This is a genomic window from Bacteroidota bacterium (assembly GCA_016721765.1).
In the GTDB taxonomy this organism is placed as follows: Bacteria; Bacteroidota; Bacteroidia; order UBA4408; family UBA4408; genus UBA4408.
This window is the reverse complement of the sequence record JADKHO010000002.1, coordinates 1,009,922-1,024,565: the sequence shown is the minus strand read 5'-3', so window position 1 is coordinate 1,024,565 and position 14,644 is coordinate 1,009,922. Positions and strand designations below refer to the sequence as shown.

Annotated in this window: 9 protein-coding genes; 3 read left to right on the top strand and 6 right to left on the bottom strand. The window is 38.0% G+C overall.

All coding sequences use genetic code 11. From position 1 onward, the window contains the following. Positions 1–51: 51 nt before the first annotated feature. Genes IPP32_12535 through IPP32_12525 form a run of 3 tightly spaced genes read left to right on the top strand, consistent with a single transcriptional unit; the run spans position 52 to position 4,111 of the window. Complete coding sequence (locus tag IPP32_12535; protein MBL0048910.1) at positions 52–1,806, top strand: tetratricopeptide repeat protein; 1,755 nt, start codon at positions 52–54, stop codon at positions 1,804–1,806. Between the two features lie 6 nt (positions 1,807–1,812). Then, positions 1,813–2,679, top strand: a complete 867-nt coding sequence (locus IPP32_12530; protein ID MBL0048909.1) for a DUF4292 domain-containing protein — start codon at positions 1,813–1,815, stop codon at positions 2,677–2,679. Next, a complete protein-coding gene (locus tag IPP32_12525) occupies positions 2,663–4,111 on the top strand; it encodes a peptidoglycan DD-metalloendopeptidase family protein (protein MBL0048908.1) in 1,449 nt (482 codons plus the stop codon). The genes IPP32_12530 and IPP32_12525 overlap by 17 nt, the downstream gene beginning before the upstream one ends. 245 nt (positions 4,112–4,356) lie before the next feature. Here IPP32_12525 and IPP32_12520 read toward each other — a convergent pair whose 3' ends face one another. The 6 genes from IPP32_12520 to IPP32_12495 form a co-directional block, all read right to left on the bottom strand. Continuing rightward, positions 4,357–5,496, bottom strand: a complete 1,140-nt coding sequence (locus IPP32_12520; GenBank protein MBL0048907.1) for an acyltransferase — start codon at positions 5,494–5,496, stop codon at positions 4,357–4,359. A gap of 103 nt (positions 5,497–5,599) precedes the next feature. After that, positions 5,600–6,358, bottom strand: coding sequence for a phenylacetate-CoA oxygenase subunit PaaC (paaC, locus tag IPP32_12515; protein ID MBL0048906.1), 759 nt, complete (start codon positions 6,356–6,358; stop codon positions 5,600–5,602). Positions 6,359–6,533: 175 nt separating this feature from the next. Beyond that, positions 6,534–6,824 (bottom strand): 1,2-phenylacetyl-CoA epoxidase subunit B, encoded by a 291-nt coding sequence (gene paaB, locus IPP32_12510; GenBank protein ID MBL0048905.1) that lies wholly within the window; start codon positions 6,822–6,824, stop codon positions 6,534–6,536. 258 nt (positions 6,825–7,082) lie between these two features. Then, on the bottom strand, positions 7,083–8,021 hold the full coding sequence (paaA, locus tag IPP32_12505; GenBank protein MBL0048904.1) for a 1,2-phenylacetyl-CoA epoxidase subunit A: 939 nt from the start codon (positions 8,019–8,021) through the stop codon (positions 7,083–7,085). Positions 8,022–8,443: 422 nt separating this feature from the next. Further along, complete coding sequence (locus tag IPP32_12500; protein MBL0048903.1) at positions 8,444–11,548, bottom strand: SpoIIE family protein phosphatase; 3,105 nt, start codon at positions 11,546–11,548, stop codon at positions 8,444–8,446. Between the two features lie 1,119 nt (positions 11,549–12,667). Next, positions 12,668–14,644 (bottom strand): SBBP repeat-containing protein, encoded by a 1,977-nt coding sequence (locus IPP32_12495; GenBank protein MBL0048902.1) that lies wholly within the window; start codon positions 14,642–14,644, stop codon positions 12,668–12,670.

Genomic DNA, 14,644 nt, shown 5'->3' with positions numbered 1-14,644 from the left:
TTGGTGAGTGTAAGGCGGAATTGCCTTAAATTAGTTGCTTAAAATAATCAAATGCGTAAAATACCATTTCTCTTTTTTATATCTGTTCTAAGTTTGAGTCTGCTGTCGGCTTGCTCCGGTTCTAAAAAATCAGCAAGCAGCAATTCAAAACAAAAGACAAAATCAGAATCGCGTTTAACAGACAGTCAACGCATGGATTTTGAGCGAACATTTTACAATGCGAACAAGGAGAAAATGCTTAATAATTTTAAGGAAGCAGCAGCTCTTTTTCGTAAATGTTTGCAAATCGATCCTTCAAATGCCGCTGCTATGTATGAGTTGGCAAATTTGCTCTTTGTGGGTGGCGATTACGTAAATGCGGAATCACTAAGTCATTCTGCTTGTCTTATTCAACCTAAAAATGAGTGGTACCAAACTTTGTATGGCAATTCATTGCTGCGAAATAAAAAATATGCCGAAGCCACAAAGGTGCAGGAAAAGTTGGTTGAAAATTTTCCCAATCGAGTTGATTTTAAATACGAATTGGTAAACCGCTATTATAACTTGGAGAAATACGACGATGCCTTAAAAACACTCATTGATATTGAATCGTATATTGGAATTAATCAACAAATAACAGAGCAAAAAGCACGCATTTATCTAAAGCAAGATAAGCTGGATAAAGCGATTGCTGAATATCAAAAGTTAATTGACAGCAATCCTACCGAAGTTAATTATTATTTAAGCTTAGCCGAAATGTATGCTGCCAATAATATGGATGCAAAGGCTATGGAGGAGTACGAACTGGTAAAAAAAATTGATCCACAAAATGCTTTCGTACATCTGTATTTGAGCCATTATTACGGTAAATCAAAACAACCTGCTAAAGCATTTGAAGAAATGAAAATGGCTTTTCAAAATTCCAATTTGGATTTGGATGTGAAGATTAAGGAGCTGCTGCGCTACTACACCAACGCCGAATTTAACGATACAGTTAAATCCGAAGGCTACCAATTGCTCGATATTGTAATTCAATCGCATCCTACCGAATCCAATGCTTTTTCGATTTATGGTGATTTTTTATACCGCGATAAAAAAATTGCAGAAGCAAAAGAAAAATATACAAAAGCGGTGGAATTGGAAAAGGATCGATTAGCCGTGTGGAGCCAATTGTTGTTTATTGAATCACAACTGAGCGATTATACAAGTATGCTAAAGGATAGTAAAGCAGCTATGGAATTATTTCCAAGCGAGCCTACGCTTTTCTTTTTTAATGGAGTTGCAAATTTGCAATTGAGTGATAATAAAGCAGCCATCTCAGCGCTTAAAAAGGGAGTTGATTTGGTGGTGGAAAATAAACCTTTGGAAGGCCAATTCTACGCCAATTTGGGGGATGCATACTACCGCGATAAACAAATGGGAAAATCAGACAGTGCTTATGAAAGAGCGCTCGAAATTAATCCCAACGATACCTATGTTTTAAATAATTACAGCTATTATTTGTCCCTGCGAAATGTGGATTTAGATAAGGCCCAAGCCATGTCGCGCAAAGCAAATGATTTGGATCCCAATAATGGAAATTCGCAAGATACCTATGCTTGGATTTTGTACGCTTCGGCAAAATATGTGGATGCCAAGGAGTGGATTGAAAAGGCTATACAAAATGGAGGCGAAAAAAATGCTGTGATTTTAGAACATTACGGCGATATTTTATTTAAATTAAATGAGAAAAATAAGGCTTTGGAATACTGGATTAAAGCTAAGGAGGCCGGCAAGGGCTCTGACTTTTTAGAAAAGAAAATTAACGAAAAAACGCTTTTTGAATAGGCTTTGATGCAAATAAAAACTCGTTACACACACTCTCTTTCCCCTTTTGTTGTATTTGCTTTTCTGCTGATTGTGTCTTGTAGAGGCCCTAAACATGCTATTAATACAGCGCCTCCGGAAGTTGCGCCCGAATCGCGAACCGATTTTAAAAGTTCTAAAGTGCTTTCCGAAAAATTAATGGAGAATGAATTTAAGTATACTTGGCTCACTTCTAAATTTGATGCAGAAGCCATCGTAGATGGAAAATCAACTTCTTTTAATGTTACTGTTCGTGCTAAAAAAGATTCAGCATTGTGGATGAGCATTTCTCCAGCTTTAGGTATTGAAGTTGCGCGTTTACTTGCTACCCAGGATTCAGTAAAATTTATAGACCGACTCAACAGTAAATATTTTAAAGGTGATTACAATTACATCAGTCAGCTCTTGCATACAGAGTTAGACTTCGATATGTTGCAATCGTTATTGCTTGGCAACAGTGTTTCCTTTGATCACGAAGAAGAGAAACTAAAATCGATGATTGATAATAAGCGCTATTTGTTAAGTACCATTCGCAAACGAAAGCTAAGAAAAGTGCTGAACGATAATTCGGATTTAAGAGGAAGAAAAGAGCTAATTCAAAGCATCTGGCTGGAGCCTGAAAGCTATAAAATTTCGCGCATTTATATCGAGGATTTTAATACTAATCGTACATTTGACGCCAATTACAGCGATTTTAAATCGGTTGATTCCTTAAGTGTGCCATTTAAATTAGTGTTTGATATTAAGGCTGAAAAAAACTTGAATATTAAAATTGATTATTCTAAAATTACACCATCCGCACCTCCACAAACGTTTCCATTTTCAATTCCGGCAAAGTATGAAAAGTTACGTTAAAGAAATACAAATGTTAAAGGCAAGTATGGTTTGGATTATGAAAAATATGAGCGCTTTAAATTTGACGGTAAAATTGAGCACGATTTTAAAAGAATATATCTTCAAGCAAAGAATGATTGAGCTAAAAGTGCAATGGTTGCTAGTGTTCTTGTTTGTTTCTATACAAGTGCTGACGGCTCAAAACAAAAAGGACTTAGAAAAAAAGAAATCTCAAATTCAAAAAGAAATCAGCATCACCAATAAATTATTGGATGAAACTAAAAAGAACAAAAAACTTTCCTTGAATCAATTGGTGACTTTGAATCAAAAAATTACCATGCGCGAGGAATTAATCAACACCATAAATTCCGAAATTACATACACGGATGTGTTGATAAATAGAACTTCTTCTTCTATTCTAAAATTGCAAAACGAAATTAAATTATTGAAAGCAGAGTATGCAAAGATGATTTATTTTGCCAGCAAAAATCAAAGTAGCTATGACCGCTTAATGTTTGTTTTCTCTTCCGAGGATTTTAACCAGGCCTTTCGCAGGATGAAATATTTTCAACAATACAGCGATTACCGCAAGAAACAGGCATTGCTCATTCAAATTAAACAAGCAGAGTTAAGCGGTAAACTTACCGACCTCTCTTTGAAACGGGGCGACCAGCAAAATTTACTTCAAAATAAGGAACAGGAAAAAAAGCATTTAACTGTCGAAAAATCGGAAAAAGAAGTAGTGTTGGCAGGCTTGCAAAGCAAGGAAAAGCAGCTTAAAGAAGACTTGCGTAAAAAGCAAGACGATGCTAATAAATTGCAAGCTGCAATTCAAAAAATTATTGAAGACGAAATTCGAAAGGCACGAGAGGAAGCCATTCGAGCAGAGAAAGCGCGTGAAAAAGCACGAAAGGATAAAGAGAAGAAAAACGCATCCAATCCCAAAAATGCTACCACTAAAGAAGTTACTACTCCTGTGAAGGAAAATAAGGTTACTGAAAACGGATATTCATTGACACCGGAAGCGCAAAAATTATCCGAAAACTTTGAAGCAAATCGAGCGAGATTACCTTGGCCGGTAGGAGAGGGAGTAATAACAAGTTCTTTTGGCGAACACGAACATCCTATTTTAAAAGGTGTAAAAGTGAAAAACAATGGAATTGATATTGCCACAAAGCAAGGCGCGCAAGTGCGAAGTGTATTTGAAGGTGAAGTGTCGGGAGTTGTTTCGATACCGGGTGCCGGAAAAGCCGTAATTATTCGTCATGGAGATTACCTCTCCGTTTACTCCAACTTGTCGGATGCCTTTGTTCAAAAGGGCGATAAAATAAAAACCAAGCAATACATTGGCGCTGCCTTAACGGATGACGATAATAAAACAGAAGTACATTTCGAAATTTGGAAAGGCTCTGTTACCCAAAATCCGGCTTCTTGGATTTATCGAAACAATTAAATCTCAAAGCCATTTCAGCTGTGCATTAGAAGTGCTTTTTATAAATTGAACGCGGATAACTCGGATGATGCGGATTTTTGCTGATTTGTCTTTGGATTATTTTTAACAATCGTTTTTAAATGTAATTTGAATGCATTTCGCACAGCAAAGGACTCAGAAAAGAAGCAAAGTATAATTTAGGAAAAATCTCCGCGTTCTCCGCGCCTCCTTGGCGCTCTTTGCGGTTAAATTATTTTTACAATGAATTAATTGGAAACCGAAACTAACTTCATTGCACTAACAACCGGGTTGGCATATAATTCGAGAAATAATTTTCGAAGTACCGGGCGCTCACCTTTTAAAAAATTTAATTTCTGAGCTAGGTAGTCTTCAAATTTTTGCTTTTCGAATTTACTGTATTGATGCACATTCAGTGCACATTCGTGAAGCAAATCAAATGCAATATAATTGCTTTTAAAAAGTTTATAATTGCTGTAAATTTCTGTATCGATGTATTGATTCAGGCTTTTATAGGAATCGCCTGATTTTGCTATTTCAGCAATTACCTGATTCACCGGTTTTCCAACTGCTAAATGAATACTGCCTTTATCATTGGTCACGCCGGATAGTATACTTTTTAAATCTTCATCCGGCGCTTTAACATAGGCGCTTTGCATGGAAGAATAACGTTCGTTCACTTTAAATATATCGCAAGGTTCATATTCGTATGAAATAGCAATGGGCACAATATTGAGGGCATTAAATCCGCTTTCAAAATTATCGGGCGCGCTGGAGGCAAGCATTTTTAAGAGTCCGATTTGTGTTTCATCTTTGCCATTTTTGGTGCGGCCATTGCGTTGCGCAATCCAAGTGGATTGTTTTTTTTGGGTGATGGCATAGCGCATATAGTTTGATAAGCGTATGCTATAGTCATAGAGTTCGCGCCTATTGCCGGTGCGGTGAACGGTAAACATTTTATTCACCTTGCCGATATCCACAATAAATTGATTCAGCATTAAATTGTTTCCAAAAGTAATTTCGCTGGTATCGTGACCGTGTTCAACCAACAAAATTTGAAGAATTCCCGAATCCAAAAAAATATCACGATGGTTGGAAATGAAGGTATAACATTGCTCCGGAGAAAGGTGCTGAAAGCCGCTGCACGATAATCCATTGCTCGATTTGGCAATGATATTTCGTATGGCGCGGTGCATAATTTTTAATTGAAAGTCACGCGTTGATTCGAAGGTGGGAAACGATTCGATGAGTGCATTTTTTTCCTTTTCATCAAACAAAAATGCAAGTGCTGCATGAAAAGTTTCGTTGCATTTTATTCTGTTCCAGGCAGCATCAAATTCTTCCTGTGAATAGGGACGTATTTCTTCGAAATTGTTATAATCTATCATGTGAGCAGCGCTGCAATAAGTGAAAGTAATAATTCTTTCGGAATAAAAATAAAAAAACTCCCATTGAAATCAAGGAGAGTTTTAAAACTTTTAAATTTAATTCTTACCAAATCGCATCAGGCATGGCACGCGGAATCGACTGCATTTCGGCAAGCAAGTAGCTTAAGTATTCGGAATGCAATCCTTCTTTGCTTCCTTTTTGCATGTAAGTATTTTCAGGAAGTTGAAGTGTGGCTTCCGAGAGCACTTCAGAAATTTTTTGATGCCATTTTTTTTGAAGCGGAGTTAAATTAACGGCAATACCTTCTTTTATGAGCAGGTCATCCACCGCATTCATGTCGAATAAATCGCCGGTATACATCCATAACTCATTCACAGCTTGCTGCATTCTTTCGTGACTTTCTGCGGTACCATCGCCCAAGCGTAACATCCAATCGCTGCTATGACGCAGGTGGTAGCTAACTTCTTTTAATGATTTTTCTGCGAAAGCAGCCAGAAACGCATCTTTACTGTTTGCTAATTCACTTAAAAACAACTGATGAAATACATCATAAAAAAACTGGCGGGCAATTGTGTTAGCGAAATCACCATTAGGTTGTTCAACTAATAATGCATTTCGAAACTCATTGGCATTGCGATGGTAAGCAAGTGTGTCTTCTGTGCGTCCTTTCCCTTCCAGCTTAGCTGCTGCATCCAGCATTGAACGCGACTGTCCTACTAAATCCAAAGCAACATTTATGAGTGCAATATCTTCTTCCAAAATAGGACCATGCCCGCACCACTCACTCAAACGATGTCCAAGAATCAAGCTGTTGTCGCCCATCCGCAAGTAATATTCAAATTTCGCCGCTTCTAAATTCATGCTACTAATTATCTAACAAATATTTTGTACTAATTACCAATCTAAATATATCTTATAACACATCCAACTTTCTCAATTCCAAGCAACATGCACAAGCCCCTAAAATTAAAAAGTCCCAAGTCTTTGTACTTTGTACTTTGTACTCAAATCTCAATACTCAATACTCAAATCTCATCTACAAATACTTCACCCCATCCGGAATCTTATAAAAAGTAGGATGGCGATACGGTTTATCATTTGATGGCTCAAAAAAAGAAGCGCTGTCTTCGGGACTAGATGCGGTAATGGAATTGGCAGGAACCACCCAAATGCTCATGCCTTCGCTTCTGCGTGTGTAAACGTCACGAGCGTTCATAAGTGCAGACTCAGCGTCTGCAGCGTGTAAACTTCCTGCATGCTTATGTGGTATACCGGGATTGGCCTGTACAAAAACTTCCCAAAGTGGCCATTGCGTATCGTTACTCATGTTTTTAATCTATTTTTAATTTTATTTCGTAATCAAAATCATCAAGCACCCTTCGACTCCGCTCAGGATGACATGGGTTATCAATTTAGTGTAGTATTTAATCAACAAATCTACAATTCAAAAAATCACCCTTCGACTCCCCTCAGGATGACATGGTTTATCAAAAGAGCATATCATTTAATCGTTTAATCAACAAATCAGCAATTCAAAAAAACAGCTAATCAGCTAATCCGCTAATTGGCTAATCAATAAATCAACCTAAGCCGCAACCTTCGCTTTTTTCTTCTCTGCATAAGCCATAGCCGCTTCTCTTACCCACTTGCCTTCTTTATCAGCATTTACGCGCGCCTTAAGACGTTCGCGATTACAAGGGCCATTACCTTTAACCACATTAAAAAATTCCTCCCAATTAATTGGTCCATGCTCATAATGACCGGTAGTTTCATTAAATTTTAAATCGGCATCCGGAAAAGTTAATCCCAAAAACAAACCTTGAGGAACGGTGCGATCAATGAAGCGCTGACGGATATCATCGTTGCTTTCAAGCTTCACTTTCCATTTCATCAATTGTTCACTGTTGGGCGATTGTCCTTCACTCGGACCAAGCATCATAATTGAAGGCCACCACCAGCGGTTAAGTGCATCCTGTGCCAGCTGCTTTTGTTCAGCAGTTCCATTGGAAAGCACCGTCATAATTTCATATCCTTGTCGGTTATGGAAACTCTCTTCTTTGCAAATACGCACCATCGCGCGTGAATAAGGTCCATAAGAACCGCGTGCAAGCATGGTTTGATTCATGATAGCTGCGCCGTCAACCAACCAGCCAATCGCACCGACATCCGCCCAAGTAAGGGTGGGGTAATTAAAAATACTGGAGTATTTAGCTTTTCCGCTGTGTAATTGTTCAAGCAGTTCGGTACGATCTATACCAAGCGTTTCGGCAGCACTGTAGAGGTATAATCCATGTCCTGCTTCATCTTGCACTTTGCTAAGTAAAACGGCTTTTCTTCTAAGGCTTGGGGCTCGTGTAATCCAATTGCCTTCGGGGAGCATGCCCACTATTTCGCTGTGTGCATGTTGACTCATCATGCGGATGAGTTGTTTACGGTAAGCTTCGGGCATCCAATCTTTAGGTTCAATTTTTAAACCTTTATCAATTTTAGCCTGAAAATTATCCAGGTTTTTTATGTCTTCCATAGGGGTGATTTGGTTTACAATATTAAGCAATCTTCACAAATTAGGAAACATTTTGGAGGTGAAAATGTTTCGCGGGAATAGTTAAAATTCGTTAGCTTTTTTGCGTCTTCGATTGAAGGTTTCACAACAAAGTCACTTGAAAAAATAAACACATAGCCACATAGCTCATTCCTATGTAAACCCTATGTTGCCTATGTTCCTATGTGGTTCAAAAAAAATCCAATGTGAAAAATAAACACATAGCCACATAGCTCATTCCTATGCGAACCCTATGTTTCCTATGTTCCTATGTGTTTCAAAAAAAATGCAATATGAAAAATAAACACATAGCCACATAACTCATTCCTATGCGAACCCTATGTTTCCTATGCTCCTATGTGTTTCAAAAAAAGATAGCCTAAAAAATGAAAATCAATAAGGCATTAAACCTTAATCCCAATTACCAAAATATCATCCACCTGAAACTCCTTCCCCTTCCATATTTCCACCAGATTATCCAAATAAAATTTCTGCTTAGTCATTGGCTCATTGGCAACACTCAAAATACCCTCTTTGAATTTTTTGGCGGTAAGTTTTTTACCCAACTCCCCACCAAACTGATCGGCATATCCATCGGTAAATAAATACAAAGCTTCGCCCTTCTCCAATTGCAATTCATGCGATTCAAAAATTTGTTTGTCTTCCGTAAAGCCTCCAATGGCGCACTTGTTGGCTTTTATAACTTCTATTTCTTTCGTATTTCGCAAAACCCACAAAGGGTTGTAAGCTCCGGCATACTTCACCTTAAGTGTTGTTAAATTAATACTACACAAACAAATGTCCATTCCATCGCGTGAAGTGGTGAGATTTTGTTTAAGCGCTTTTCGAATGCCGTGGTGCAAAAGAGATAAAATTTGTCCGGGTTCCACTACTTCTTTTGCCACAATTATTTCGCTCAAAATAGTATTGCCAATCATGCTCATGAATGCTCCCGGAACACCATGACCGGTGCAATCAGCGGCAGCAATGATGTGGTGTTTTTCGCCATTTTTTTCGACTGTTCCAAACCAGTAAAAATCACCACTTACTACATCACGTGGTTTAAATAAAATAAATGAATCCGGAAATACTTCACGAATAATGGATTCCATAGGAAGAATGGCTTCCTGTATGCGTTGTGCGTAATTTATACTATCCTTGATATCCGTAAATGCTTCAGAAAGCAAATCGTTGGTGTGCTTCAGTTCGGTAGTGCGCTCTTCTACTTTTTCTTCGAGGTGTTTTTTTTCAGCTGCTAATTTTGATGTACGCCAATTGATATAAAAAAATATACCGGCAACACTAAAAATAATGGCCAGTGAAATAAACCACCAACGCTGCCAAATAGGCGCTTCGATATAAAAACGATATTCAATATTTTTGGTACTCCACACGCCATCACCGTTCACAGCGCGCACTTTAAACGTATATTCCTTACCTGATGGAATATTGGTATAAACCGCTTCAGTAGCCGAAGTCAGTGCCGACCAATCCTTATCAAAACCTTCGAGTTGATACGAGTATTTTAAATTGTCATCAATACTAATTGCTTGAAAATTAAAAGTGAGGTGATTGTTTTTATAACTTAAGTCGAGGTTCAGCGGCAAGCCGGTTTTCGCATCTACGCTGTCGGCATATTTTTTCCAATCTACGGTTTGATTAAATAAGCGAATGCTTTGCAGCACAAGGGGAGGAGGGGTGTTATTAGGAAAATCGAGTGCGGGGTTGTATTTTGATAAGCCATTAGTGGTACCAGCCCAAATAATTCCACTCTTATCAATAAATAACGAATTAGAAGAAATGAATTCACTGCCTTCCAATCCGTTTTGTTCGGTGAAAATTTTAAGGGAATCAACAGTGAAATCAGCTTTAAGTTTTAGGCGGTTTAGGCCATTGTTTGTGCCAAGCCATAATAAGTTTTGATTATCCACTTTAACAGAGTAAATCAGATTAGAGCTTAATCCATTTTTTGTAGTGAGGGTATGAAATTTCTGACCATCATAAATACTTAATCCTCCTTCTGCGGTGGCAAAAAAGAGTTCTCCTTTTTTATTCTCACAAATTCCATATACCGTATTATCCGCCAAACCTACTTTGTTTGTATAATTGGTGAATGAGGTACCATCAAATTTAAATAATCCTGCTTGATACGTGCCTATCCAAACATTTTCATGTCTATCAATAAATAAGGTATGAAGATTATCGCTTAATAGCCCATCTTTTAAGCTATAATGCACCGAACCCTTATCGTCGAATTTAAAGAGCCCTTGCCCGTAAGTGGCTACCCACATATCGCCTGATTTTGATTTTGCAATTCCGTTTATAGGAGAGGAAAGCTCTATTCCACTTGCATCAATAATATTCCGAACTTTTTTATAGGATTGGTTTTTGTCAATTAAAAAAATTCCTTGATTTGCTGTACCAATCCATAAGTCGTTCTGTTCATCGGTTGCAATTGAGCTTACAGAAATTTCTTTGAATTCAGATATTTCAACGTACTTTTTTCCATTGTAGATGCTTAGTCCAATAGCGGTGCCACAAAGTACTTTATTATCAATATCCTGACTCACACATTGCACTTCCTTAGTTGTTAATCCATCACTTTCAATAAAATTGGTAATTGCCTCATTTCTAAAAATACAAACACCTTGATCCGACCCAATCCATAAATTGAGTGAATTATCCAAATACAATGAATTAATGAATTGCGATTGAAGGCCTTCATTTTTACCATAATAGTAATTTTCAGAAATCGATTTTTTTATTAATCCATGTTCTTGAGTGGCAATCCAAATGTTTCCCAATCGGTCTTCAATCATTTGAGAAACAAAATCAGTTGCCATTTCCGGGGAAATAATTTCTTGCTGTATAGCTCCATTTTTAATTACAGAAACAGCACCATTTGTGGTCCCCATCCATATTGTATGTGCTTTATCTTCGAGCAAACAAAATATATTGTTCGAGCTCATCCCATCTTTTTTGGAAAAGGATTTACATTCAAGTTTACCACCAGTTAAACTGCTCGGATTAATTTTGCAAACTCCATAATGGTATGTACCAACCCAAAAATTATTTTGACTGTCCTGCATTATGCTAAACAACGAATCAGTTGGAAGTCCATTCTTTGTTGTATAATGCATATATGATTTTCCATTGTAACTTATAAGTCCTGAACCGTAAGTTGCAAACCACATTGTACCTCTATTATCTTTACTAATACAGTAAACTATTCGGTCTAATCCAGGCTCATGAATGGGAGTAAATTTTATGCCGTCAAAAACTGCTAACCCTTCAGCAGTGGCTACCCATAATTTACCCGCATTATCTTCTAATAAAGAAGTAATATCACTAGAGGGTAATCCATCAGACTTATGAAAATTTTTGAAATTTTTGCCATCAAACCGACTCAATCCATTTTGTGTGGCAAACCAATAATATCCCCAATGGTCTTGAATTATTTTTTGAACAATAGAATTGGCTAAACCATTTTTTGTAGTAAATTTCTTCAAATTGTAATGTTGTCCCTTTGTGGAGAAAAATAAAAAAAGGAAACCTATACTGATGATAATTTTATGAAAGCGCATGGGAAATTGTGTGCGTTTCAAAGCTATACAAATTTTTTAATTGCTTTATTTTGAAGAAAAGAAAAATAATTTGTATTAAAAAAAAGAATAAAACAACAATGATTTATTCCACTACCAACTTCTTCCTCACTTCAAACTCTTTTCCTTTGCAAACCACAGTGTAAATACCTGCTGCCAGTCTACTGATGTTTAGGTTTATATTTCGCTCGTTTGAAACTTCCCCTTTTTGACTTAATGTTTCTCGGCCCAGGTTATCTATGATGCGAATATTATCTATCGTCAGTTCGCTTTTTAGGATAACAAGTTGTGACGCAGGGTTGGGCACTAACTGAATTTTGTTTTCTAACGCCATAACTGATGCTACACTGCTAGGCGCTGTTTTGTTTTTAATATTGCTTCTGGTATTATTTATTCCTGTTGCAATGCGCGCCGTTGGTGTACAGCTGGAATTCCAAACTGCATCTACGCGCCAGCGGCCATTCGGGTAATTACTATAATTTAAATCTGTTGCTGTTAAAGCTGACGCTCCCGGCGAGTTTATAAGTTTCCAATGTCCGTCACTTATACTATCGCGATATACTTTGTGGTTAACCAATTGAACAATAGGTTGCGATTGTCCTTCGATTTCGTAGGAAGTCCAATCAAAATTGCCATTCCCTAAATCCCTAAAATGTATGGAGGTGTGATACAACGACATCGGACTTTCATTATCGCAAGTATCCACAACTGAAATTTTGTAACTCCACGAGGAGGTATTTGGATTTCCATCTCCAGCATAAAGATGACGCAAGGTATCGGCAAATTGACTTAATGAATCATAAGCCACAGTTCCAATTAAGGCATAATTATTATTTGCAGTATCTCTATATACTTTATATAATTTCAAGTTCGTTGATCCGGGTGTTTTTTCCCAGATGATTACATTGTATTCCGATGTGGTATCTACTGTAACAATACAAATGGACGGAGCTGCTGGTATTGCTAATACATGCGCTGTTTTTGTGCTTGTATTCGTGCAGGTATTTGCATTCGTATAGGTATAAACTAATGTATGCGCACCGGCACCTGCAATTGCCGGATTGTAAGTTGTGCCGCTAATTCCGCTTCCGCTGAAAGTTCCCCTGCTGGTGATCCAATTAAGGTTTGTATCGATGAATTTAAACATACACTATCCGTCAATCCCGAAAAACTTACCAAAGGTAGCGGATTCACCGTAACCGTGTATACTTTTGGTGTTCCCGGGCAAGAACCTGTAATAGAAGTGGGAGTGATGGTATAGTTTACATTATGTGGATTTGAATTGGTGCACACAATTGTATTTTGAATTGAAGACGTGGTTTGAAGTGTTAAGCTTTCGCCAGTAGTATTCGCATTATTGGCCGCAATCCATGTAAAGGTGGATGCAACGCTTGCGGTTAAGGGTATATTAATTGGAGTTCCACTGCATACGATGGTAGTACCAGTATTGCTAACCGTTGGACTTGGATTAATAGTTAGATTAAGTGTAATCACTGAATCGCATCCTGCTTGATTGGTTAAGGTTTGTGTATACACTCCGCTGTTCGTATAAGTTGTGCCATTTAAAGTGTAACTCGCACAAGCTGTTTGAGTGAGGCTCTTACTGGTGGGGCTGCATATTTTTGATAAATAGGGATTTGCACTATTGCCAATACTGTTTAAGGTAAAAGCGCCTAAAGTCACACTGCTGGAGCTAAAATAACCTTGGATATAGCAATTTCCAAGATAATCCACTCCTACTCCTGTGCATTGGTCATCATTGGTTCCACCACTTGCATAGGCCCAAACTGGGTTGCCGGTAGTATTCAATTTGGTTATAAAAATGTCGGAATATAATCCGCCAACACTATGGTATAAAGTATCGTTACCGATATATAACTCGGGGCCTCTAAAAAATCCGCCTACAAAAACATTCCCAAACCTATCAACATCAAGCGAGGCAAAATATTCGTAACTCAAACTACCAATTTGCTTCGCCCATTGTACAACTCCCGAGGTATTAAGTTTTGCAACAAAAATATCATTGGTTCCGGCATTATAATTTGCCAATGAAGTTGTGCTAAGGTTAATGGTGGGACCACCAAAATTACCACTGATAAAAACATTTCCTGTATTATCTGAAGTTATTTTTGCTCCTCCTTCGTAAGCTGGTCCGCCAAATGAGTTAAGCCATGTCACAACACCTGTGCTGCTAACTTTCATAACAAAAATATCTTCTGTGCCAATTGTGGATGCATTGTAAATTGTATTCCCTCCCATCGAAAGGGAATTACTTCCAAAGGTTCCAACTACAAAGCAATTGCCTGCTGCATCGGTGGATATATCCTCACCAAAGTCAAAATCAGCACCTAAGGACGCAAAGGCCCATTGAGCGGTACCCGCAGAATTATACTTCGCTACAAAAACTTCAGGTGATCCAAGGTAAGAATTAGTAAGCGCATAACTTCCGATATTAATGGATGAACTCTCAAAATAACCTGTTACCAATACATTTCCTGAAGTATCCACAGCAACACTCGAAGCTGTTTCACTGTAAGCTCCTCCCGCTTTTTTTGCCCAAACCACCGTTCCGGATGAATTATATTTCACCACAAAAGCATCGGCTGCTCCTGAATTACTTAAAGTAGTTGCGCCAAAAGTAATTGCGTTGTTGTAGTAGGAGCCGGCCACATACACATTGCCCGACTTATCCACCGCAACCCCATAAGCGTAATCAGATCCGGTTTGCCCTGCCCTCTTTGCCCATACAACTGTGCCACTTGTATTCACTTTCACCACATAAATATCTCCATAACCTGCATTCGCATTGGTTAAGGTGGTACCTCCAAAGGTTATGCTTGCACCATCAAATGAACCCACCATGTAGGAATTTCCATTATCATCCACAGCAACATCATAGCCATATCCGGTATTGCCATAATTTTTTGCCCATTGTATGTCTTGTGCGGCAGCCGATATTGAAAAGCCAACAAACAGTACTAAAAAATTCGAGAGTTTCTTCAT

What these genes read in the sequence shown, in the direction of transcription:
- IPP32_12535 (MBL0048910.1), top strand. Translation starts at nt 52, where the DNA reads ATGCGTAAAATACCATTTCTCTTTTTTATATCTGTTCTAAGTTTGAGT.
- IPP32_12530 (MBL0048909.1), top strand. Translation starts at nt 1,813, where the DNA reads ATGCAAATAAAAACTCGTTACACACACTCTCTTTCCCCTTTTGTTGTA.
- IPP32_12525 (MBL0048908.1), top strand. Translation starts at nt 2,663, where the DNA reads ATGAAAAGTTACGTTAAAGAAATACAAATGTTAAAGGCAAGTATGGTT.
- IPP32_12520 (MBL0048907.1), bottom strand. Translation starts at nt 5,496, where the DNA reads ATGATAGATTATAACAATTTCGAAGAAATACGTCCCTATTCACAGGAA.
- paaC (MBL0048906.1), bottom strand. Translation starts at nt 6,358, where the DNA reads ATGAATTTAGAAGCGGCGAAATTTGAATATTACTTGCGGATGGGCGAC.
- paaB (MBL0048905.1), bottom strand. Translation starts at nt 6,824, where the DNA reads ATGAGTAACGATACGCAATGGCCACTTTGGGAAGTTTTTGTACAGGCC.
- paaA (MBL0048904.1), bottom strand. Translation starts at nt 8,021, where the DNA reads ATGGAAGACATAAAAAACCTGGATAATTTTCAGGCTAAAATTGATAAA.
- IPP32_12495 (MBL0048902.1), bottom strand. Translation starts at nt 14,644, where the DNA reads ATGAAGAAACTCTCGAATTTTTTAGTACTGTTTGTTGGCTTTTCAATA.